Consider the following 20,098-nt stretch of genomic DNA (forward strand, 5'->3'; position numbering starts at 1 on the left):
TTTTGCTACAGAACTCACGTTTTCAACCTCCCCTTCGCGAATAATCCCTCTTTACTTTTCAACTTTTAACGTTTGTAAGTATGCATTTAATGCATCAATTTGATCATCCGTTAAGTTGCCATATTTACCAGTCATTTTATTTCCTGGTTTCATATTTTCAGGATCTTTCAGCCATTTTTTTAAGTTTTCTTCATTGTTTTCGGCAATACCGGCAACCATATCGCGATCCGCAAAGTTTGCTAAGTTTGGTGCGATACGAGCGGAAGGTGGTCTACTATCATTGGATCCAACTGCGTGACAACCAATACAGCTTTTATTAAATATTTCTTGGCCCTCTTGCGCCTTTGTTGAAGCTACTTCTTTCTTCCCATCAATCTTCTTCATATCAGCAAGCCACTTTTTGTACTCGCTTTCATCTAAAGCTTTCACTTTGAATTGCATTAAAGAATGTGATGGGCCGCAAAATTCTGTACAAAAACCATTATAAGTGCCCGATTTATCTGCCTTTAACCACATTTTGTTCACATTGTCTGTATTTGTATCCATTTTCCCAGCTAAAGATGGAACCCAAAACGAATGTTTAATATCGGCACCCTTCAAATTCAAATACACTTTCTTACCTGTGGGGATGACCAAATCTTGAGAAGTGACTATTTTTTCTGATTTATAAGAAAATTCCCACCAATAAAGATTCGCTGTTACATCAACAACGATAGTATCTTTATCAATATTCTTTTTCTCCATCGCACTTACATCAGCAAGTTTGAATGTATATGTAACCGTCGGAACAGCTAAGATTAACAAAAGAATAATCGGAATAACTGTCCATATAATTTCTAACTTGTGATTCCCTTCAACTTGCTCCGGAATATAATCTTCCTGACCTTTCTTTTGTCGGAAACGCACAATTACATATAAGAAAATAATAGTAACTACTAGTACTACTCCTACCATGATCGCAGTTGCTAGTAAGAGCAAATCATATTGCATTTTTGCTACTTCTCCTTGCGGAATTAAAGTAGATTGAAAGGCTTTACCGCATCCCCCTAACAGTAAAGCCAGCAGTGAAACGAACGAAAGCAGTCGCCACTGTTTCTTCATACAAACAACCCCCACTTTCCTTGTGAATTAGATTGTACTTTATAGTTAAGTAAAGTAAATCTCAACGTAAAGAAATCCAATTATGTCGTTGTCTTAGAAGAATGTAACTACAATCATTGATACAAATAAGATTGTTAAATAATTTAGGGAATAAACAAACATTTGTACGGACCATTTGATGTCATCTTGCTTACGGAAGCCATAAAATCCTAAAACGATCCATCCGATGTTTAACAATGTTGCAATTACCATAAATGTTATCCCTAGTCCACTCATATAAAATGGTAGTGGTAATAAACATACTGTCCAAATCATAATTTGGCGTTTCGTAATTTCAAATCCATGAACTACAGGAAGCATTGGAATTCCTGCATTTCGATATTCATCAACACGTTTCATCGCTAATGCGAGAAAATGTGGGATTTGCCAAATAAACATAATTAAAAATAACATCCAAGCAATTGGATGGCCTAAAGATGGATCGATTGCTGCCCATCCAATTAAAGGTGGAACTGCTCCAGATATACTACCTACAACAGTATTTAGTGTATACTTTCTCTTTGTCCATAACGTATATAAGACAACATATGTGAAAGCACCAATAAATCCCATTAATACTGCCATTGGTGTTGTTAATAATAAAAATACAAATCCAAGAAGTAATATAACTAGTCCAAATGTAAGTGCAAATCCCGGTTTATACTTCCCAGTAACCGTTGGACGGGTTTTTGTTCTTTCCATTAACGGGTCGATGTCTCGATCAATGTAATTATTTAAACAACATACCCCCGCCATAATTAATCCTGAACCAACGATTGTAAAGAATAACTTATCCAGATTGTCCATCACACTTAATCCATTAAAATGTAATGCCAACCAAAATCCTGTAAATACAGTAAGTGTATTTGAGTTTACAATCCCCATTTTAACGAGCGCTGATAAATCTTGTAGCCGAGTTGTTTCCGGTACACTTGTAACAGCTGACTCATCATGCAGCTCACTTGTTGCATGGTTCATCACTTTAACCCCCTCTTAAAACTTTCATCTTTCTTTTTGCGCCTATTTCGAATGAAATATTTCGCTTCTATATAGCAATATTATTACAGTAGAAATATTGTTAATCCATTCTACTACTAATCTACGCCCATACTCCAATATATTAAATCATATTTCCCGAACATTTTGTGAAGAAAACATGAACTTTTTGTGTCGAATATAAAAACTTAATTCTTACTTGTCCTTATCATAACATGATGTTACCTTCTATCATAAACTTTTTTTGTCATATTTAACACGTATTCTCCCCATTTCTTTTCAAAATAGCCTGTTTTTCACCTAAAAATTCCCTTATACATCCTATTTCCACACCCATTTTCTCTCCCCTGTCTGCGCCCACCATTTCTTTGCTATTTTATTATTTTTTATATATCATAGGAACTAGCGCGTTTTATTCTGTACATAATGGAATGAAAATATTTCGCAATAACTTCATAGCAGAAAGATGGTGAAATAGATTGCAACGCTTTATTAAATGGTTAGCAGTCATTACGAGTCTTGATTTATTAATAGTTTTACTAGGAGGCGCCTTAGTTACAAAAACAGGTTCTGGCCAAGGGTGCGGTAAATCATGGCCACTTTGTAACGGTGAATTTGTTCCATCTAATTTATCAATGGAAACTATTATTGAACTAAGTCACCGCCTTACATCAGGATCAGCAGGAATTCTTGTCACACTCCTTTGTATTTTGTCCTGGAAATATTATAAACATGTGCGCGAAACAAAAACGTTAGCAATTTTATCCTTCGTATTTTTAGTTGCACAAGCATTAATGGGAGCGGCAGCAGTTGTTTGGGGACAAATGCCAGCTGTACTCGCTATCCATTTCGGTATTTCCTTAATTTCATTTGCTTCTGTCATTTTATTAACGTGTCTTATCTTTGAAATTGACCAGAAATTTGATGCACGTTCACTTATTATGGACAAAAAAATGAAATTTCATATTTATGGTGTAACAATTTACAGTTATATTGTCGTCTACACAGGTGCTTTAGTACGTCACGAACGAGCTAGCTTAGCCTGTCCAGACTTTCCTTTATGTAGCAAAAATAGACCTATGCCAACTCAACTACATGAATGGGTTCAAATGGGACATAGAGTTGCAGCGATGTTAATTTTCGCTTGGATACTATACGCGATGATTCTCGCTATTCGCCATTACAAGCAGCAGCCTGTCGTATACTGGGGATGGATCATTTCATTTATCCTTGTTACACTTCAAGCTATCGTGGGAATTTTAGTCGTATTTACAAATGCTAATTTAGTAATGGCATTATTACATTCACTATTCATTTCTTGCTTGTTTGCTGTACTATGCTATTTAGTTATGTTAGGTACAAGAAGTAAAGCGAATGCAAAAGAAGCTGAATCAACTTCTCAACAAACAAAATAAATTTAAATTAAAATACCTTGCCGAATTGGCAAGGTATTTTTTGCGATAAAGAAAAAGAGCTGCATTTACACAGCTCTTTTCTATTTTAGTGATCTAATTCAATGAGTAAGTCACCCGTTTGAATTGCATCTCCATCGTTAACATATACTTTTTTCACTTTACCATTGAACGGCGCTTGAACTGTCGTTTCCATTTTCATCGCTTCTGTAATTGCCATAGAATCGCCTTTTTTCACTTCATCGCCTTCTTTTACAACTACTTTAATAACCGTTCCTGGCATTGTTGCACTAATGTGGTTTGGATTTTCACGGTTTCCTTTCACACGTTGTGCCACTGTTGCTTTCACACTTTCGTCTTTCACGACAATCTCACGTGGTTGACCGTTAAACTCCAAGTAAAGAATACGATTTCCATCTGGCTGAGGCTCTCCGATTGATACTAGTTTAACCATCAATGTTTTTCCTTGTTCGATTTCCACATTGATTTCTTCACCAAGTCTCATACCATAGAAGAATGTCGGTGTATCAAGTACAGATACACTTCCATAAAGCTCAGCAACTTTTTCGTAATCCATAAATACTTTTGGATATAATGCATATGCAACGACATCAAAAATCGTCACTTCGCGTCCAAGCTTATGGAATAGCTCTTCTTTTAACGAGTCGAAATCTACTGGCTCTAATAATTCACCCGGCCTTACTGTTAATGGCTCTTTCCCTTTTAAAATAATTTCTTGTAACTTTTTCGGGAAACCACCATACGGTTGTCCTAAATCTCCTGAGAACATTTCAACAACAGATCCTGGGAAGTCCATAGAATGCCCACGCTCTAAAACATCTTGTTCTGTTAAGTGATTTTGAACCATAAATAATGCCATATCACCGACAACTTTAGATGATGGTGTTACTTTTACAATATCGCCAAACATGTCATTCACACGGCGGTACATTACTTTCACTTCATCGAAGCGATCTCCTAAACCAACCGCCTTCGCTTGTTGTTGTAGATTACTATACTGTCCGCCTGGCATTTCGTGCATATATACCTCTGTATGAGGAGCATTCATACCACTTTCAAACGGTGCGTAGTATTTACGTACATCTTCCCAGTAATGAGATAGTTTTTCTAATGAATCTACGTTAACGTCTGGCTGTCTTTCGTTTCCACCTAAAGCGTAGTATAGCGTGTTTGCGCTTGGTTGTGACGTTTGACCAGCCATAGAACTTACTGCTACATCGACAATATCAACACCTGCTTCAATTGCCTTTGTATACGTTAATATACCATTTCCACTCGTATCGTGTGTATGCAAGTGAATCGGAATCGATACCGTCTCTTTTAATGCAGAAACTAAATCATATGCCGCATTAGGTTTTAATAAGCCTGCCATATCTTTAATTCCTAATATATGTGCTCCTGATGCTTCTAACTCTTTTGCTAAGTTTTTATAGTAATTTAAATCATATTTACTACGTAACGGATCATGAATATCTCCTGTGTAGCACATTGTTGCTTCTGCAATTTTACCAGTATCTCGTACAGCATCAATCGCAACTCTCATACCTTCTACCCAGTTTAAGCTATCAAAAATACGGAACACATCAATTCCAGCTTGAGCAGAACATTCCACAAACTTTTGAATTAAATTATCTGGATAGTTTTTGTAACCAACTGCGTTTGAAGAACGAAGTAACATTTGGAATAAAACGTTTGGCATTTTTTCACGAAGATCTAGTAATCGTTCCCATGGATCTTCCTTTAAGAAACGATATGCAACATCAAACGTTGCACCGCCCCACATTTCCGCTGAGAATAGGTTCGGTAACATTCTCGCTGTCGGCTCTGCAATTTGATGTAAATCTTTTGTACGAATACGTGTCGCAAGTAATGACTGATGCGCATCACGGAATGTTGTATCCGTTAAAAGTACACGCTTTTGATCTTGTACCCATTTTACTAATCCGTCTGCTCCACGCTCATCCAAAATTTGTTTCGTTCCATTTTGAACCGGCTCTGAGTGTAATACATTCGGTATACGAGCATCTGGGAAAATTGGTTTCTCTTTTTTTCCTACTCCTGGGAAGCCATTTACTGTTACTGTCCCAATGTAATTTAACATTTTCGTTCCGCGGTCTTTACGTTTCGGGAACAGGAATAGTTCAGGTGACGCATCAATAAATGAAGTGTCATATTCTCCTGATAAGAAGTTTTTATGTTTTACTACATTCTCTAGGAATGGAATATTTGTTTTAATACCACGAATACGGAATTCTTTTAAGTTACGTTCCATTTTCGCAGCAGCTTGTTCAAAAGTAAGTGCCCATGTTGTAACTTTTACAAGTAAAGAATCATAGTACGGTGTAATAACAGCACCTTGGAAACTATTACCTGTATCAAGACGAACACCGAAACCACCGCCTGATCGGTATGCCATAATTTTCCCTGTATCCGGCATGAAATTATTTAGTGGGTCCTCAGTCGTTACACGAGATTGGATCGCAAATCCATGAACAACTACTTCCTCTTGCTTCGGAACACCTACCATTTTACTATGTAATGCATGTCCATCAGCTATTAAAATTTGCGATTGAACGATATCTACCCCTGTGATCATTTCTGTAATTGTATGTTCAACTTGAACACGCGGATTTACTTCAATAAAGTAAAACTCATCACCTTTTACAAGAAATTCTACTGTTCCTGCGTTTAAATAATTTACATTTTTCGTTAATTTCACAGCAGCATCACAAATACGCTGACGCAAATCATCTGAAAGCGACACACTAGGTGCGATTTCTACCACTTTTTGGTGACGACGTTGTACAGAACAGTCACGCTCGTATAAATGAACAACATTGCCCTCTTCATCTGCTAAAATTTGAACTTCTATATGTTTAGGTTTTTCAACGAATTTTTCAACGTATACTTCATCATTACCAAAGGCTGCTTTCGCTTCTGACTTCGCTCGATTATACGATTCTCTTAATTCTTCACTAGTACGTACAATACGCATACCACGACCGCCACCGCCAAGGGAAGCTTTAATAATAATCGGGTAATCATACTTTTCAGCAAATTCTCCAACTTCTTCTATTGAATTTACTGGCCCATCACTACCAGGAATAACTGGAATTTGTGCTAGCTGCGCTTGTGTTCTTGCTTTCACTTTATCTCCAAACATATCTAAATGCTTACTCTTTGGACCGATAAAGATAATCCCTTCTTCTTCACAACGTTTTGCGAATTGAATATTTTCTGACAAGAAACCATATCCAGGGTGGATTGCATCTACATGATTACTTTTCGCAATCTCAATAATGCCCTCAATATCTAGATAAGCATCAATTGGCTTTTTCCCTTCCCCAACTAAATAGGACTCATCGGCTTTATAACGATGATAAGAACCACTATCCTCTTTAGAATAGATTGCAACTGTCTTTAATCCAAGTTCCGAACAAGCTCGAAACACACGAATTGCAATCTCTCCACGGTTAGCTACCAATACTTTTTGAATACGTTGCAGCTTTGTCATGATTTTCCCCCTCTACTTTCCTACCACTCTAGAGATAAAATATACACACACCATAAAGAGCGTGAAGTTCTTCACTTTCTACATTATATTATACTTAGAAAGCTTCACTTTATTTTTATCCATCATACCTTATTTTTTAACAAATGATAAGTTTTCTGATCAATTTGTTTCACAAAAACAGTATAGCATACCTCTTCCTTTTCTAACAACTTAATTGTATATCACATTTAATCAAATGTGATATATTTTTTAATATAATTATCAATTAATACGTCATATTTAATGTTTCTTGAAAATAAAAAACACATTGTACTTTAGAGTACAATGTGTTTTTTATTTTACTACAACAAGATGCGGTCCATCTTGCTCTCTTTCTTTCATTATCTCATTTTGTTGTTTCTCTTGTCGTTTTACATGACTAGCAACATTTAATAATATACCCATTGAGATTAGATTAGCCAATAAAGAACTACCACCATAACTAATAAACGGTAACGGTACTCCTGTAAGTGGTATTAACCCAGACATACCACCAACATTAACAAAAGTTTGTATCCCAATTAAACTTGCAATTCCGATTGCAATTAAACTTCCAAATGGATTTTTACACTTTTGTGCCACTCTAAACGAACGAATGATAATAAGTAATAAACAGATTAAAATGATAGCTACACCTATAAAACCTAGTTCTTCAGATATAATTGCCATAATAAAATCCGTTTGTGGCTCTGGTAAGTAGCCATACTTTTGTATACTATTCCCTAATCCTCTACCATTTAACCCGCCTGAGGCAATTCCAATAAAAGAATTAACTAATTGGAATCCATCATTTTGAGGATCGTTAAATGGATCAAGAAAAACTGAAAATCGAGCTTTTTGGTATAGACTTAATTTATAGTTTCCGATAAAATACAACGCCGGAATCCACAAGACAGATGTTAATAAAAATCTTTTAATCCACAAGTTAACATTAACTCCTGAACAGAAGAACATAATTAACACTGTTCCACCTATTAATATGTCGGTCCCTAAGTCATTTTGTAATAAAATTAATACCATCGATCCACCGACAACAAATATAGGAGGTATGATCCCTTGGAAAAAAGGGGTTTGCCTCTCTTGTTTCTTAGCAAAAAAACTTGCTAGCGTAATAATAACTGCTATTTTTACAAACTCAGCTGGTTGTATACCTAGTATCCATCCTTTTGCACCATTGATTACCTTACCGAAAAGGAAAGCTGCTGTTAGTAAGCCCAGACTCCCTAATCCCATCGCTGTAAGAACTATTTTTTTCCTCCAAAATTTGTAAGGAATTACAGCAACAATCACTAGTATTACCGTTCCAATAGCAAGAGCAACTAATTGTTTTTTAAAAAAGTAATTTGCCGGCCAGTTATATCTCGACGAAATCGCGACAATGGAACTAGAACTATATACCATTATAACTCCCAACACACATAAGATAACAAGAGGAAGTAATAATGAATAATCCATTGATTTCCATACTCTTTTCATTTCATTTCCTCTTTCTGTTTCAATTTAATTATTGTTGTATTCCATATGTACATTGATTCTTCCTGCTTTATTATACAAATAAAAAGCCCAAACTATTTCAGTTTGAGCCCCCCTATTTGAACCCGTTATTGTTGTTTGTTTGTAAATGCTTCATGAAGTGCAGATAACTCACGTTCAAGCTCTCCTAACATTGCTTTCCCTTGTTCTTCTGCAATAAGACCAAGGCGAACTGCAAAATCGACCTCGCGGGATAGTCCAAACATTTGTGTGTCTAACACTTCTTCATATAATGGACATTGCGGCATTGTAAGATTGTCCATTTGCACCTTAATAAGTCTTAAAATCTTCTCCGCATCCGCTTGTAGAAGGGCTAGTGCCTTTTCCTGATGATTTGATACTGTCTCAGACGCCAAATTGATTCCCTCCGTTTCCGTCCTACTCTCTCCTATCTATTAATATTAGCGATAGTTTTAGTAAATTGCAATAGAAACATTTTTTGTGACAACCGTGTCTAATGCTATTATACTGAAAAGTGGGAGTATAACACAAATGGGGGAACAACAATGAGCGAAATTTTATTTATTAATGGAAAAGTTCGTTTTCCAATCACTATCGATCCAACTGTTTGGATCTTTGATGATCGAAAAGTAGATTTGACAACTTACTTTGATGAAACAAGAGAAAACACTTCAGAACTAGAAGCTTATTTAAAAAACACTTCAGAGCATTGGGATCGTGAAATCCGTGATGGTGCTGCGTTTCCACCGATACAACAAAGTGTAAAGAAATATAAAAAAGAACAACTAATTACTGGAACGTTCGGTATACCATTTCATCCATTTCTTGCTAACGCCGAAATTTCAGAGGACGCTACGCAAGTCGAAATTGAAACAGTAGATCAAACAATAATACTTCCATTAGAAACTGTCAAAAATGCTATTCTTGGTTTTTCAAAAGAAGGAAAGCCATTAAAAGAGGATGGACCTGTTCATCTATATTACAATGATGGATCTAATAGACAAAATCCAATCCGTAACATCCGTAAATTTACAATTATTTAAAGTGTATACTTAGAAGAAAAAGGAGTGAGCCTCAGCTCACTCCTTTTATAATAAATCTGCTGCTAGTTGAGCTAAATTAGACCGCTCCCCTTTAACAAACTTTACATGACCACTAATACGTTGCTCTTTAAACTTCTCTACAACATATGTTAAACCATTATTATATTCATCCAAATACGGGTGATCAATTTGCTGAGGATCTCCCATTAATACAATTTTACTTTTTTCTCCTACCCTTGTTAATATCGTTTTCACTTCATGCTTCGTTAAATTTTGTGCTTCATCAATTATAATGAACTGATCTGGAATACTTCTCCCACGTATATAGGTAAGGGCCTCTACTTCAATCGAACCCATTCCAGCTAAAATAGCATCTAACTCTCCTGGCTTTTTCGTATTAAATAAGTACTCTAGATTATCAAAAATCGGTTGCATCCATGGTCTTAACTTTTCTTCTTTTTCTCCTGGTAAATAACCGATATCTTTTCCGACTGGAACAATTGGCCTTGCAACGAGTAGTTTTTTATATAGTCCTAAATCTTCCGTTTGCATGAGTCCTGAAGCCAACGCGAGTAATGTTTTTCCTGTACCAGCTTTCCCCGTTAACGTTACTAGCGGAATATCTTCACGAAGCAACAATTCTAACCCCATAATTTGCTGCACATTTCGTGGTCGTATCCCCCATACTTGTTCATTGTGAAAAATAAGTTTCTTTACCTTCTTACCTAAATGATCCACAATGCCAAGTGCTGAACTAGATCCCCCTAATGCATCTTTCATTACTACAAACTGATTTGGATAAAAAGGGTGATTTGCAATTTCGGATAAAGGCAATTCACCTTTTTCATAAAAATAATCTAATTGCTCTTTTGATATATACCCTTCTAAAAATCCTGAATATATATTATCTACTTCAATTACACGATCACTTAAATAATCTTCCGCCTTCAAACCAATTGCATCAGCTTTTACCCTTACGAGCACGTCTTTACTTACTAAAATAACAGACTTCCCGTCCTCTTTTTCTTGTTCTTCTAAAGATAGATTTTTTGCTACAGCTAAAATTCGATTATCATTCGTTTTTTCTACAAAAATATCTTGTAGTTGAACAAATGAACGATGATTTAATTCAATACGAAATGTACCGCCGTTTTCTAACGGAATACTTTCATGCAGCTTTCCTATTTCACGAAATTTGTCTATTAACTTAGATACATAACGAGCGTTTCGTCCTACTTCATCCATATAACGTTTTTTCGAATCAACCTCTTCTAATACAACTGCTGGAATCACTACTTCATTGGTTTCAAATGAAAAAATAGATAAAGGATCCTGCAAAAGTACATTCGTATCTAACACATAAATTTTATCCAACCTGTTACCCCCTGACTCCACTTTTAAATTTGTAGAACAAGGGTTTCATCCATAAAATATGGACGAACCATTGTTATAATTATATGTACCGTATAAACGAGGTAGAATCGAAATTCATAGCCATTAAACCTTTTATTTATTTTTTATTCATTTCTATTCAATATATTACTTTTAATTATAATTATTAACATAAAATCACAATAACTGATTACAAAAGTTAATAACTTATTTTCTTATTTATCACATTTATAATTCTTTTATTCCTACTAACACTTGGTTATCCAGCTTTTTCGCTGCGCGAATGTCATATGTTTTTTCATACGTTGGCTCAGTTGCAAGTTTCGCTCCATAAAACATAACATCACGTACTTCTTGTACATTTACTTCTATTACAGTTAATTTTAGAGGAATGCCTTCCATTCTATCAGTCAAAATTTCACCTGCACCACTTATGGAAAATACGGATTCATTCGCCATTATAGTCAATACTAGCCCAGTACTATGCCGTATATTTTCCACAATACGTGAACGTTGATCTACTGCAAATCGAATACTAGTTTTACTCACTGCATACACCCAAGAAATAGCACTTACGTTAGGAACTTGTTTTTCGAAGTCTGTTGTTGCTACCATAACAATACATTCTTTACGTAACGTTTGTACTAAATCATCTGTTAATGTAGGATCTACTACATTCGCCATATTTCCACCTCCAAATATACTTACTATATCCTTATCATAACTTATTTTTCGAATTGCGAAAATATTATTTTTTCCCGCTATTATTCAAAAATATTACCCTTCCATGATATACTTATACTGATAGAATTCGTATTGAGGTGACGAAATGAGAGTCAAATGTATGATTTGTGATAAAAAAGATATGTTAGATGATGAAAATCCTATGGCAAAAAAACTACGTAACCGCCCTATTCATACATATATGTGCATGGAATGTTCGGAACGAATTGCAGAACGTACGATGGAACGTCATGCAAGTGGTAATTTCCGATTATATCGTGATAAAAAAGTCGAAGACGATTGGTAAAATGTAAATAAGTCCTTAATCATATAGATAAGGACTTATTTATATTTTTCAGGTTCACAATTCATTTGATCCAAAAAGCAATCAATAGCTTCTAATGGAAACCTCGCAGATTTTCTTTCTCCATTCATTTCATATGTAATCAAATACATTTCTTCATTCTTTTTAACTTCCACATTCTTTAATTTATGTTCCTCATATATCATATTTTGAAATAACAAATACGTTTCTTTTGCAGCACGATCATCTGGACGTGCTTCCGCAACTGTTTTAATTGTTAACCAATTATATAATGCATCTTGTACTGAACGCATAAAACTCCCCCTCACCCTGCTTTTTGTTGTCTTGCTTGACGTAAACGCAACCTATAAATCCCAAGTACAATTGCCGCTACAACAAGGCCCTCTCCAACAGGTAAAAAAACTGCAAAGAAAGTTAAAACTGTACACCCAATCGCTAACGATATATATATCACTATATTTTTTATTATTGATAGTTTTCTTGCAAAACCTAAATTATACACAAGTGCACTTAATATAATAATGATGCCATATAGCAACCACATCCCTAGTTCTGGATTTTCATCAACTTTACATAATTTCGCAAAAAACGACATTCTTTCTAACATCATTCATCCCCCTTTCTCACAAGAAACAAATTTTATTTATGTACTTAATACAAGAGTAACCTGCAAAAAAAATACTGTCCACAAAAAGAGTAAATATTCCAAAAATAAATACAATAAAAAACAGCCACCCCTCAAAGGTAGCTGTTCTATTATTTTACGCTTCTACAGATTTCTTTTTCTTAGCAGCTCTTTCGCGCTCGCTCTTATCAAGAATCTTTTTACGTAGACGAATTGATTCTGGAGTTACTTCACAGAACTCGTCATCGTTTAAGTACTCTAATGACTCTTCTAAAGTCATTAAGCGTGGTTTTTTCATTGTTGAAGTTTGATCTTTCGTCGCAGAACGAATATTAGTTTGTTGTTTCATTTTTACAACGTTAACTGTTAAGTCATTCTCACGAGTATGTTCTCCAACAATCATACCAGCATATACTTCTGTACCTGGTTCAACGAAGATTACACCACGGTCTTCAACTTGCATAATACCGTATTGTGATGCTTTTCCTGTTTCAAGTGAAACTAGAACACCTTGGCGACGTCCACCAACTTGTCCAGCGTGTACTGGTTGGTAGCAATCGAATGTATGGTTTAAAATACCGTAACCACGAGTTAATGTTAAGAATTCTGTTGTGTAACCAATTAAACCACGTGCTGGAACCATGAAAGTAAGGCGAACTTGACCGTTTCCGTTATTCACCATATCTAACATTTCACCTTTACGTGCACCCATAGATTCCATAATAGAACCAGTGTATTCTTCAGGTACATCGATTTGCACGCGCTCTACAGGCTCACATCTTACGCCATCAACTTCTTTAATAATTACTTCAGGCTTAGATACTTGTAGTTCATAACCTTCACGACGCATGTTTTCAATTAGGATAGATAAATGTAATTCCCCGCGTCCAGATACAATCCACGCATCAGGAGAATCTGTATTATCTACACGTAAACTTACATCTGTTTCTAATTGTGAACGAAGACGCTCTTCAATTTTACGAGATGTAATGAATTTACCTTCACGACCTGCAAATGGGCTGTTATTTACAAGGAATGTCATTTGTAGTGTTGGCTCATCAATACGTAATAATGGTAAAGCCTCTTCATGCTCAACCGGACATACCGTTTCACCTACGTTAATGTCTTCCATACCTGAAACAGCTACTAAATCTCCAGCTTTTGCTTCTTCAATTTCTTGACGTTTTAATCCAATGTAACCAAATAATTTCGTTACACGGAATTGTTTTACAGTTCCATCAACTTTCATTAATGCAACTTGTTGTCCTACTTTCATTGTACCACGGAATACGCGTCCAACCCCGATACGACCAACATAGTCATTGTAATCAAGAAGTGCTACTTGGAATTGAAGTGGCTCTTCGCTGTTATCAACTGGTGCTGGAATATGTTCAATAATTGTGTCAAACAATGATTTCATATTCTCTTCTTGATTTGCTGGATTTGAATCTAAGCTTGCTGTTCCGTTCATTGCTGATGCAAATACAACTGGGAACTCTAATTGATCTTCGTTTGCACCAAGTTCGATGAATAAGTCAACTACTTCATCAACTACTTCATCAGGGCGAGCGAAGTCACGGTCAATTTTGTTTACAACAACGATTGGAGTTAAATTTTGCTCAAGAGCTTTCTTTAAAACAAATCGTGTTTGTGGCATACAACCTTCATATGCATCAACAACAAGTAGAACACCATCAACCATTTTCATGATACGTTCTACTTCTCCACCGAAGTCAGCGTGACCAGGTGTATCTAAAATGTTAATTCTTTTATCTTCATAGTGAATCGCAGTATTCTTCGCTAAAATTGTAATACCACGTTCTCTTTCTAGATCGTTTGAGTCCATTGCGCGTTCTTCAATATGTTCATTCGCACGGAACGTCCCCGCTTGACGTAATAACTGGTCAACAAGTGTTGTTTTACCATGGTCAACGTGGGCAATAATTGCTATATTTCGTAAATCTTGTCGTTTTTTCAACATGTCCAACTCCTAATGTCTTTTTAATCCTTCTCTATTATAAGAGCGAAGGGGATACAATGGCAATCAAAATAAAATCAAGAATGAAAATATAGTTGTATTCTTACTTTTGTGAAAGTAAAATGAGATTGGAGGGTGAAGAAATGGAACACATTCAATATCGCTTTTTATTAACTGCAATTATCGGTGTTATTTTCTTAATCGGTATCGGCATTATGGTTGCTGAAAATAGTCCCATCGGTATTATTATTTGCATTATCGGCACATTTGTTACAGTTGGATACGGTTTTGTAACAAAAAGAAAAATGCGTAAATCGCAATAACGTCAAAAAGTAAGAAGCGCTTATACAGCCTCTTACTTTTTTTGTTACTCCGCTATAAATCGTAACAACTCTTCATACACTCCTGGTTTTGCAACTAATACGCTGCTCTTCTCTACGATAGAAAGCGGAGATCCAGAAAAAGTTGTCACCTTGCCTCCAACTTCCTCTACAATTATCTGTCCCCCACCAAAATCCCATGGTGATAATCTCGGCGTTACATATGCATCTATTCTTCCTGTTGCAACGTATACCATCTCTAACGCTGCACAGCCATATGATCTCGTGCCTCTTGCTTTCTTAACCAGTGCCATCATACTTTCCTTATTAAGCAATGGATTGTCGGTAAGCCATATCGCATTTAATGCTACAATACCTTGCTCTACAGTTCCTTCTTCCAATAAAGGTATTGGTACTTCATTACAAAATGCTCCGGCTCCCTTTACCGCATGGTATAATTCATCATGAACTGGGTCATAAATGAGTCCAACCTTTCCGATACCGTTCTCATAAATTCCAATTGAAATTGCAAAATTTCTTTTTTGATGAACAAAGTTCATCGTGCCATCAATTGGATCAATTAACCAAACAACCCCATCAGAAGAAGTTACCTCATCTCCATAACCTTCTTCTCCTAAAATATTATGGTTCGGGAATGTTTCTTTAATTTTCCCAATTAAAAACTGTTCTATTTCTCGGTCCATATTTGTTACTAAATCAGCTGCATTGGATTTCGTTTCTATAATAAGTGCTTTTTCCATTGATGCCATTAAAAACTCTCCTGCATCTCGAATCCACTGTTTGGCGTGTGCATCGATGTCTTTCCATACTTCTTGCATGTTTAAACACTCCGATCTATACTGTTCACAGAAAAAACGAACCCTTTATAAGGTTCGCACCAACTAATTTTTTATACATATACTATTATTACGCTTCTAAACGAATCATTTCAAGTCTTAACACTTCTAACTTTTGTACACACTCTTCTTTTTTCAGTTTATCATTCTCCATCATCGCATCATATAAAGTTGCTAATTCATAATCTAGCTCCAAACGTAGCACCGGTATTCTCTTTTCAGCATCTGTTCTCTTTAACGCATTAATCACCTGTCTCATATTATTTGCCTCCTCCCAATATTCGTCTGCCCTCGGACTGTAATTGATTCAATTTTCTGATTTTTTGTTTTATACTATACTATGTTGGATAAATCATCTATGCAACAAAATTATATTTTTTTATTTAATTTTTTTTGTGCTGTTTTTTTTATGAATAGTACAAGCTATGCTAAAATAAAAGCAAAATAGGAGTTGGAGGAACAATCATGACACTACAAACATTCAAGTCAACTGATTTTGAGGTCTTTACAGTTGATGGTCTCGAAGAACGAATGAGTGCAATTAAAACGAACATTCATCCTAAGCTGGAAGCTTTAGGGGAACAGTTTGCAACGTATTTATCCAAACAAACTGATGAGAACTTTTTTATCATGTAGCAAAACATGCACGCCGCAAAGTCAATCCACCAAACGATACTTGGGTTGCTTTTTCAACAAATAAACGCGGTTATAAAATGCTGCCACATTTCCAAATTGGATTATGGGGTACTCATGCCTTCATATACTTTGGTTTAATCTATGAGTGTCCACAAAAAGTGGAGACGGCTCACGCCTTCTTAGAACATTTAAATGATTTAAAAACAAATATTCCAAATGACTTCGTTTGGTCCATTGACCATACTAAACCAAGTGTAAAATTACATAAAACACTTGAAACAGAAGACTTACAAAAGATGATTGAACGTCTAGCTACTGTGAAAAAAGCAGAATTATTAGTTGGTATTCATATATCACCAGAGGAGTTTTCAGCAATGACCAACGAACAATTCCTTGCTAAGATTGAATCTACGATGCAATCACTCCTTCCTTTATATGCACTTTGTAATCGATAGTAGAAAACGGACAATTTATATTGTCCGTTTTTAGTTGTTATCACATTATATCACTTCAGTTTTCATTTTTCAAAATATTTTTACATTTTCACAAGCTTTTGTTCTTCAGTTTCTTTCGCCCTTTGAATCGCACGGTATATAGAATATCCACTTACTTCTTGAAACTCTTTATCAATTTTCTTCTCTTCTGCTTTAGATGGAACAATCTCTTTAAAACGACGATATAATCCCATTAATTCTTCTCTTATAATTCCTTTTTCGTATGCTTTCTCAATTGCTTCATAAAACTTCACAATTACAACCATTTCCTCATTTGACCAATCATAATCTAACGGATATTGATATTCCATTTCGCACCTCATTTATCATTTCTTCTTATTTCAATATGCTATCTTAAAGGGATTTTTTTCTTCTTCACTATAGCCACTTTGCATTATACACTATTTATTCATTGTGATGGAATTGTCTTCCTCTATAAGTTAATTGGAAATAACTATTTAACATACTCACTGTAAAAATATTTTTTTCTATACATCTATAATTATTGGTGATATAATGCTTTTGTTTTATAGAAAATAAAGTGAACCTACCATCTCAAAAATGCTTTTGTGATTGGCAGAAAAACAAGTCTCATTCTAAAAAGCACTTAACTTTTTTAGAACAAGATTATATAAAACAAACTCTAATAAATATTATGAAAAAGAAGGGGTGTATAGATTGTCCCAATACGAAACACCATTGTTTACCGCTTTAGTTGAGCACAGTAAGCGAAATCCAATTCAATTCCATATTCCTGGTCACAAAAAAGGGCAGGGCATGGATCCTACATTTCGCGAATTTATTGGGCATAATGCATTAGCAATTGATTTAATTAATATTGCGCCGCTCGATGATTTACATCATCCAAAAGGTATGATTAAAGAAGCACAAGATTTAGCAGCCGCTGCATTTGGTGCAGATCATACTTTCTTTTCTATTCAAGGTACAAGTGGTGCAATAATGACAATGGTGATGAGCGTGTGCGGTCCTGGTGACAAAATCCTAGTGCCACGAAACGTGCATAAATCAGTAATGTCAGCTATTATTTTCTCAGGTGCAAAACCGATTTTCATGCATCCTGAAATCGATCCAAAACTTGGTATTTCACACGGAATCACAATTCAATCTGTCAAAAAGGCACTTGAAGAGCATTCAGATGCGAAAGGCTTACTTGTTATTAATCCAACATACTTTGGCTTTGCTGCGGACTTAGAACAGATTGTCCAATTAGCGCATTCTTATGATATCCCTGTACTAGTTGATGAGGCTCATGGTGTTCATATTCATTTTCACGATGAATTGCCGATGTCAGCGATGCAAGCCGGTGCAGATATGGCAGCAACAAGTGTTCACAAATTAGGAGGATCTTTAACGCAAAGTTCTATTCTTAACGTGAAGGAAGGCCTTGTGAACGTTAAACATGTTCAATCTATTATTAGCATGCTTACGACTACATCAACTTCTTACATCTTGTTAGCATCCCTAGATGTTGCTAGAAAACGTCTTGCTACAGAAGGAACAGCACTCATAGAACAAACAATACAATTAGCGGAACAAGTTCGTGATGCTATTAATGCTGTTGAGGATCTTTACTGTCCTGGGAAAGAAATGCTAGGTACAGATGCTACTTTTAACTACGATCCTACAAAGATAATTGTATCTGTAAAAGATTTAGGTATTACAGGCCATCAGGCTGAAGTATGGCTTAGAGAGCAATATAACATTGAAGTAGAACTCTCGGATTTATACAACATACTATGTCTTGTCACTTTTGGGGATACAGAAAGTGAGACAAATACACTTATTGCAGCATTACAAGATTTAGCAGCAACATTTAGAAATAAAGCCGATAAAGGTGTTCAAATACAAGTAGAAATTCCAGAAATACCAGTGCTAGCACTTTCTCCTCGAGATGCTTTTTATTCGGAAACAGAAGTCATTCCGTTTGAAAATGCAGCAGGTCGTATTATAGCTGATTTCGTTATGGTTTATCCGCCAGGGATTCCAATCTTTACTCCGGGGGAAATTATTACACAAGATAACTTAGAGTATATTCGTAAAAACTTAGAAGCGGGTTTACCTGTACAAGGTCCTGAAGATATGACATTACAAACATTACGTGTGATTAAAGAGTACAAGCCTATCAGTTGATAGGCTTTTCTTTCACCATTTTACCCTTTTCTCATACGATATTAAGTAATGTAACGTATAGGTGGGGATACGATTATGATTGTAATAGGCCGTTCTATTGTACATCCTTATATCACAAATGAATACGAGCCATTTGCAGCTGAGAAACAACAAATTTTATCGATAATGGCAGGAAATCAAGAAATTTATTCCTTCCGAACATCTGATGAACTCAGCTTTGATCTAAATTTGCGAGTGAATATTATTACTTCTGCATTAGAACTTTTTCAAAGTGGATTTCAGTTTCGCACATTTCAACAATCCTTTTGCAACCCCCAGTATTGGAAAAGAACGTCACTTGGAGGATTCGAGCTACTACCAAACATACCCCCTTCCATTGCCATACAAGATATTTTCAAAAACGGAAAACTATATGGAACTGAATGTGCCACCGCTATGATTATTATTTTTTACAAAGCTTTACGATCATTATATGAGGAAGAAACTTTCAACCGTCTCTTTGCAAACCTTTTACTTTATACATGGGACTACGATCAAGATTTAAAGCTCATAACAAAAACGGGTGGTGATCTTGTTCCAGGTGATCTCGTTTATTTTAAAAATCCACAAGTGAATCCAGCTACGATCGAGTGGCAAGGAGAAAATGCAATCTATCTAGGAAATTTCTTTTTTTACGGACATGGCGTAGGTGTAAAAACAAAAGAGGAAATTATATACTCATTAAATGAACGACGAGTCCCTTACGCTTTTATTTCAGCTTTCTTGACCGATACTATTACCCGTATTGATAGCCGTCTTATGAGCCACTACGCTTCTCCTAGCACTCCACAGACATCGATAGGGTTTATTCCGATTAGAGATGATGCAATCGTTGCAACAGTTGGTCATACAACTACAATTTATTAAAAAAGCGCCTACATATGTATATGTAGGCGCTT

At 35.6% G+C, this 20,098-nt stretch carries 19 protein-coding genes and 1 pseudogene; 7 read left to right on the plus strand and 13 right to left on the minus strand.

Features of this window, described 5'->3' with window-relative positions; genetic code table 11:
* Positions 1 to 51: 51 nt before the first annotated feature.
* Both coxB and ctaB read right to left on the minus strand, forming a co-directional pair.
* Positions 52 to 1,101, minus strand: a complete 1,050-nt coding sequence (gene coxB / locus MKX31_RS17645) for a cytochrome c oxidase subunit II (protein WP_000745278.1) — start codon at positions 1,099 to 1,101, stop codon at positions 52 to 54.
* A gap of 93 nt (positions 1,102 to 1,194) precedes the next feature.
* A complete protein-coding gene (gene ctaB, locus MKX31_RS17650; protein WP_001015062.1) occupies positions 1,195 to 2,118 on the minus strand; it encodes a protoheme IX farnesyltransferase in 924 nt (307 codons plus the stop codon).
* A gap of 497 nt (positions 2,119 to 2,615) precedes the next feature.
* Between ctaB and ctaA the strand changes: the two genes are divergently transcribed.
* A complete protein-coding gene (gene ctaA, locus MKX31_RS17655; RefSeq protein WP_098110660.1) occupies positions 2,616 to 3,551 on the plus strand; it encodes a heme A synthase in 936 nt (311 codons plus the stop codon).
* An 85-nt stretch (positions 3,552 to 3,636) separates the two neighbouring features.
* Here ctaA and pyc read toward each other — a convergent pair whose 3' ends face one another.
* From pyc to MKX31_RS17670, 3 genes are all read right to left on the minus strand, one after another.
* Complete coding sequence (gene pyc / locus MKX31_RS17660; RefSeq protein WP_103655783.1) at positions 3,637 to 7,083, minus strand: pyruvate carboxylase; 3,447 nt, start codon at positions 7,081 to 7,083, stop codon at positions 3,637 to 3,639.
* Positions 7,084 to 7,416: 333 nt separating this feature from the next.
* On the minus strand, positions 7,417 to 8,598 hold the full coding sequence (locus MKX31_RS17665) for an FtsW/RodA/SpoVE family cell cycle protein (protein ID WP_064474952.1): 1,182 nt from the start codon (positions 8,596 to 8,598) through the stop codon (positions 7,417 to 7,419).
* Between the two features lie 125 nt (positions 8,599 to 8,723).
* A complete protein-coding gene (locus MKX31_RS17670; protein WP_000135698.1) occupies positions 8,724 to 9,011 on the minus strand; it encodes a YlaN family protein in 288 nt (95 codons plus the stop codon).
* 150 nt (positions 9,012 to 9,161) lie between these two features.
* Here MKX31_RS17670 and MKX31_RS17675 point away from each other — a divergent pair, with 150 nt between their 5' ends.
* Complete coding sequence (locus MKX31_RS17675) at positions 9,162 to 9,659, plus strand: hypothetical protein (protein ID WP_064474951.1); 498 nt, start codon at positions 9,162 to 9,164, stop codon at positions 9,657 to 9,659.
* A gap of 45 nt (positions 9,660 to 9,704) precedes the next feature.
* Here MKX31_RS17675 and MKX31_RS17680 read toward each other — a convergent pair whose 3' ends face one another.
* Complete coding sequence (locus MKX31_RS17680) at positions 9,705 to 11,033, minus strand: PhoH family protein (protein ID WP_000358079.1); 1,329 nt, start codon at positions 11,031 to 11,033, stop codon at positions 9,705 to 9,707.
* Positions 11,034 to 11,279: 246 nt separating this feature from the next.
* Positions 11,280 to 11,735, minus strand: a complete 456-nt coding sequence (locus MKX31_RS17685; RefSeq protein ID WP_000024571.1) for a pyridoxamine 5'-phosphate oxidase family protein — start codon at positions 11,733 to 11,735, stop codon at positions 11,280 to 11,282.
* Positions 11,736 to 11,880: 145 nt separating this feature from the next.
* Here MKX31_RS17685 and MKX31_RS17690 point away from each other — a divergent pair, with 145 nt between their 5' ends.
* On the plus strand, positions 11,881 to 12,081 hold the full coding sequence (locus tag MKX31_RS17690; RefSeq protein ID WP_001995040.1) for a YlaI family protein: 201 nt from the start codon (positions 11,881 to 11,883) through the stop codon (positions 12,079 to 12,081).
* Positions 12,082 to 12,116: 35 nt separating this feature from the next.
* Here the strand turns inward: MKX31_RS17690 and MKX31_RS17695 are convergent, their stop codons facing one another.
* From MKX31_RS17695 to typA, 3 genes are all read right to left on the minus strand, one after another.
* Positions 12,117 to 12,392 carry a hypothetical protein gene (locus MKX31_RS17695; RefSeq protein WP_098103099.1) on the minus strand — a complete coding sequence of 92 codons (276 nt, stop codon included), beginning with the start codon at positions 12,390 to 12,392 and terminating at the stop codon, positions 12,117 to 12,119.
* A gap of 11 nt (positions 12,393 to 12,403) precedes the next feature.
* Positions 12,404 to 12,706 (minus strand): YlaH-like family protein, encoded by a 303-nt coding sequence (locus MKX31_RS17700; protein ID WP_000893656.1) that lies wholly within the window; start codon positions 12,704 to 12,706, stop codon positions 12,404 to 12,406.
* 154 nt (positions 12,707 to 12,860) lie between these two features.
* Positions 12,861 to 14,705, minus strand: coding sequence for a translational GTPase TypA (typA, locus tag MKX31_RS17705; protein ID WP_000914755.1), 1,845 nt, complete (start codon positions 14,703 to 14,705; stop codon positions 12,861 to 12,863).
* A gap of 140 nt (positions 14,706 to 14,845) precedes the next feature.
* On the opposite strand from typA, the gene MKX31_RS17710 reads away from it, so the two are divergent.
* The gene (locus tag MKX31_RS17710) at positions 14,846 to 15,025 is read left to right on the plus strand and encodes a DUF5325 family protein (protein ID WP_000400129.1); all 180 of its coding nucleotides are present in this window, start codon (positions 14,846 to 14,848) and stop codon (positions 15,023 to 15,025) included.
* 44 nt (positions 15,026 to 15,069) lie between these two features.
* Here MKX31_RS17710 and MKX31_RS17715 read toward each other — a convergent pair whose 3' ends face one another.
* Positions 15,070 to 15,861 carry an inositol monophosphatase family protein gene (locus MKX31_RS17715; protein ID WP_064474949.1) on the minus strand — a complete coding sequence of 264 codons (792 nt, stop codon included), beginning with the start codon at positions 15,859 to 15,861 and terminating at the stop codon, positions 15,070 to 15,072.
* A gap of 88 nt (positions 15,862 to 15,949) precedes the next feature.
* A complete protein-coding gene (locus MKX31_RS17720) occupies positions 15,950 to 16,138 on the minus strand; it encodes a hypothetical protein (protein ID WP_001250166.1) in 189 nt (62 codons plus the stop codon).
* A gap of 206 nt (positions 16,139 to 16,344) precedes the next feature.
* On the opposite strand from MKX31_RS17720, the pseudogene MKX31_RS17725 reads away from it, so the two are divergent.
* Positions 16,345 to 16,970, plus strand: a pseudogene (locus MKX31_RS17725) (YktB family protein).
* 80 nt (positions 16,971 to 17,050) lie between these two features.
* On the opposite strand, the gene MKX31_RS17730 reads toward MKX31_RS17725, so the two are convergent.
* A complete protein-coding gene (locus MKX31_RS17730; RefSeq protein ID WP_000456565.1) occupies positions 17,051 to 17,320 on the minus strand; it encodes a UPF0223 family protein in 270 nt (89 codons plus the stop codon).
* 367 nt (positions 17,321 to 17,687) lie between these two features.
* Here MKX31_RS17730 and speA point away from each other — a divergent pair, with 367 nt between their 5' ends.
* Both speA and MKX31_RS17740 read left to right on the plus strand, forming a co-directional pair.
* Positions 17,688 to 19,160: an arginine decarboxylase gene (speA, locus tag MKX31_RS17735; RefSeq protein ID WP_000084901.1), complete on the plus strand. Its 1,473-nt coding sequence runs from the start codon at positions 17,688 to 17,690 to the stop codon at positions 19,158 to 19,160.
* A gap of 75 nt (positions 19,161 to 19,235) precedes the next feature.
* Positions 19,236 to 20,066 carry a protein-glutamine gamma-glutamyltransferase gene (locus MKX31_RS17740; RefSeq protein ID WP_088047245.1) on the plus strand — a complete coding sequence of 277 codons (831 nt, stop codon included), beginning with the start codon at positions 19,236 to 19,238 and terminating at the stop codon, positions 20,064 to 20,066.
* Positions 20,067 to 20,098: the final 32 nt, after the last annotated feature.

The organism is Bacillus sp. FSL M8-0063, from assembly GCF_038005545.1.
GTDB lineage: Bacteria > Bacillota > Bacilli > Bacillales > Bacillaceae_G > Bacillus_A > Bacillus_A wiedmannii.

What these genes read in the sequence shown, in the direction of transcription:
- coxB (WP_000745278.1), bottom strand. Translation starts at nt 1,101, where the DNA reads ATGAAGAAACAGTGGCGACTGCTTTCGTTCGTTTCACTGCTGGCTTTA.
- ctaB (WP_001015062.1), bottom strand. Translation starts at nt 2,118, where the DNA reads ATGAACCATGCAACAAGTGAGCTGCATGATGAGTCAGCTGTTACAAGT.
- pyc (WP_103655783.1), bottom strand. Translation starts at nt 7,083, where the DNA reads ATGACAAAGCTGCAACGTATTCAAAAAGTATTGGTAGCTAACCGTGGA.
- MKX31_RS17665 (WP_064474952.1), bottom strand. Translation starts at nt 8,598, where the DNA reads ATGAAAAGAGTATGGAAATCAATGGATTATTCATTATTACTTCCTCTT.
- MKX31_RS17675 (WP_064474951.1), top strand. Translation starts at nt 9,162, where the DNA reads ATGAGCGAAATTTTATTTATTAATGGAAAAGTTCGTTTTCCAATCACT.
- MKX31_RS17685 (WP_000024571.1), bottom strand. Translation starts at nt 11,735, where the DNA reads ATGGCGAATGTAGTAGATCCTACATTAACAGATGATTTAGTACAAACG.
- MKX31_RS17690 (WP_001995040.1), top strand. Translation starts at nt 11,881, where the DNA reads ATGAGAGTCAAATGTATGATTTGTGATAAAAAAGATATGTTAGATGAT.
- MKX31_RS17695 (WP_098103099.1), bottom strand. Translation starts at nt 12,392, where the DNA reads ATGCGTTCAGTACAAGATGCATTATATAATTGGTTAACAATTAAAACA.
- MKX31_RS17700 (WP_000893656.1), bottom strand. Translation starts at nt 12,706, where the DNA reads ATGTTAGAAAGAATGTCGTTTTTTGCGAAATTATGTAAAGTTGATGAA.
- typA (WP_000914755.1), bottom strand. Translation starts at nt 14,705, where the DNA reads ATGTTGAAAAAACGACAAGATTTACGAAATATAGCAATTATTGCCCAC.
- MKX31_RS17710 (WP_000400129.1), top strand. Translation starts at nt 14,846, where the DNA reads ATGGAACACATTCAATATCGCTTTTTATTAACTGCAATTATCGGTGTT.
- MKX31_RS17715 (WP_064474949.1), bottom strand. Translation starts at nt 15,861, where the DNA reads ATGCAAGAAGTATGGAAAGACATCGATGCACACGCCAAACAGTGGATT.
- MKX31_RS17720 (WP_001250166.1), bottom strand. Translation starts at nt 16,138, where the DNA reads ATGAGACAGGTGATTAATGCGTTAAAGAGAACAGATGCTGAAAAGAGA.
- MKX31_RS17730 (WP_000456565.1), bottom strand. Translation starts at nt 17,320, where the DNA reads ATGGAATATCAATATCCGTTAGATTATGATTGGTCAAATGAGGAAATG.
- MKX31_RS17740 (WP_088047245.1), top strand. Translation starts at nt 19,236, where the DNA reads ATGATTGTAATAGGCCGTTCTATTGTACATCCTTATATCACAAATGAA.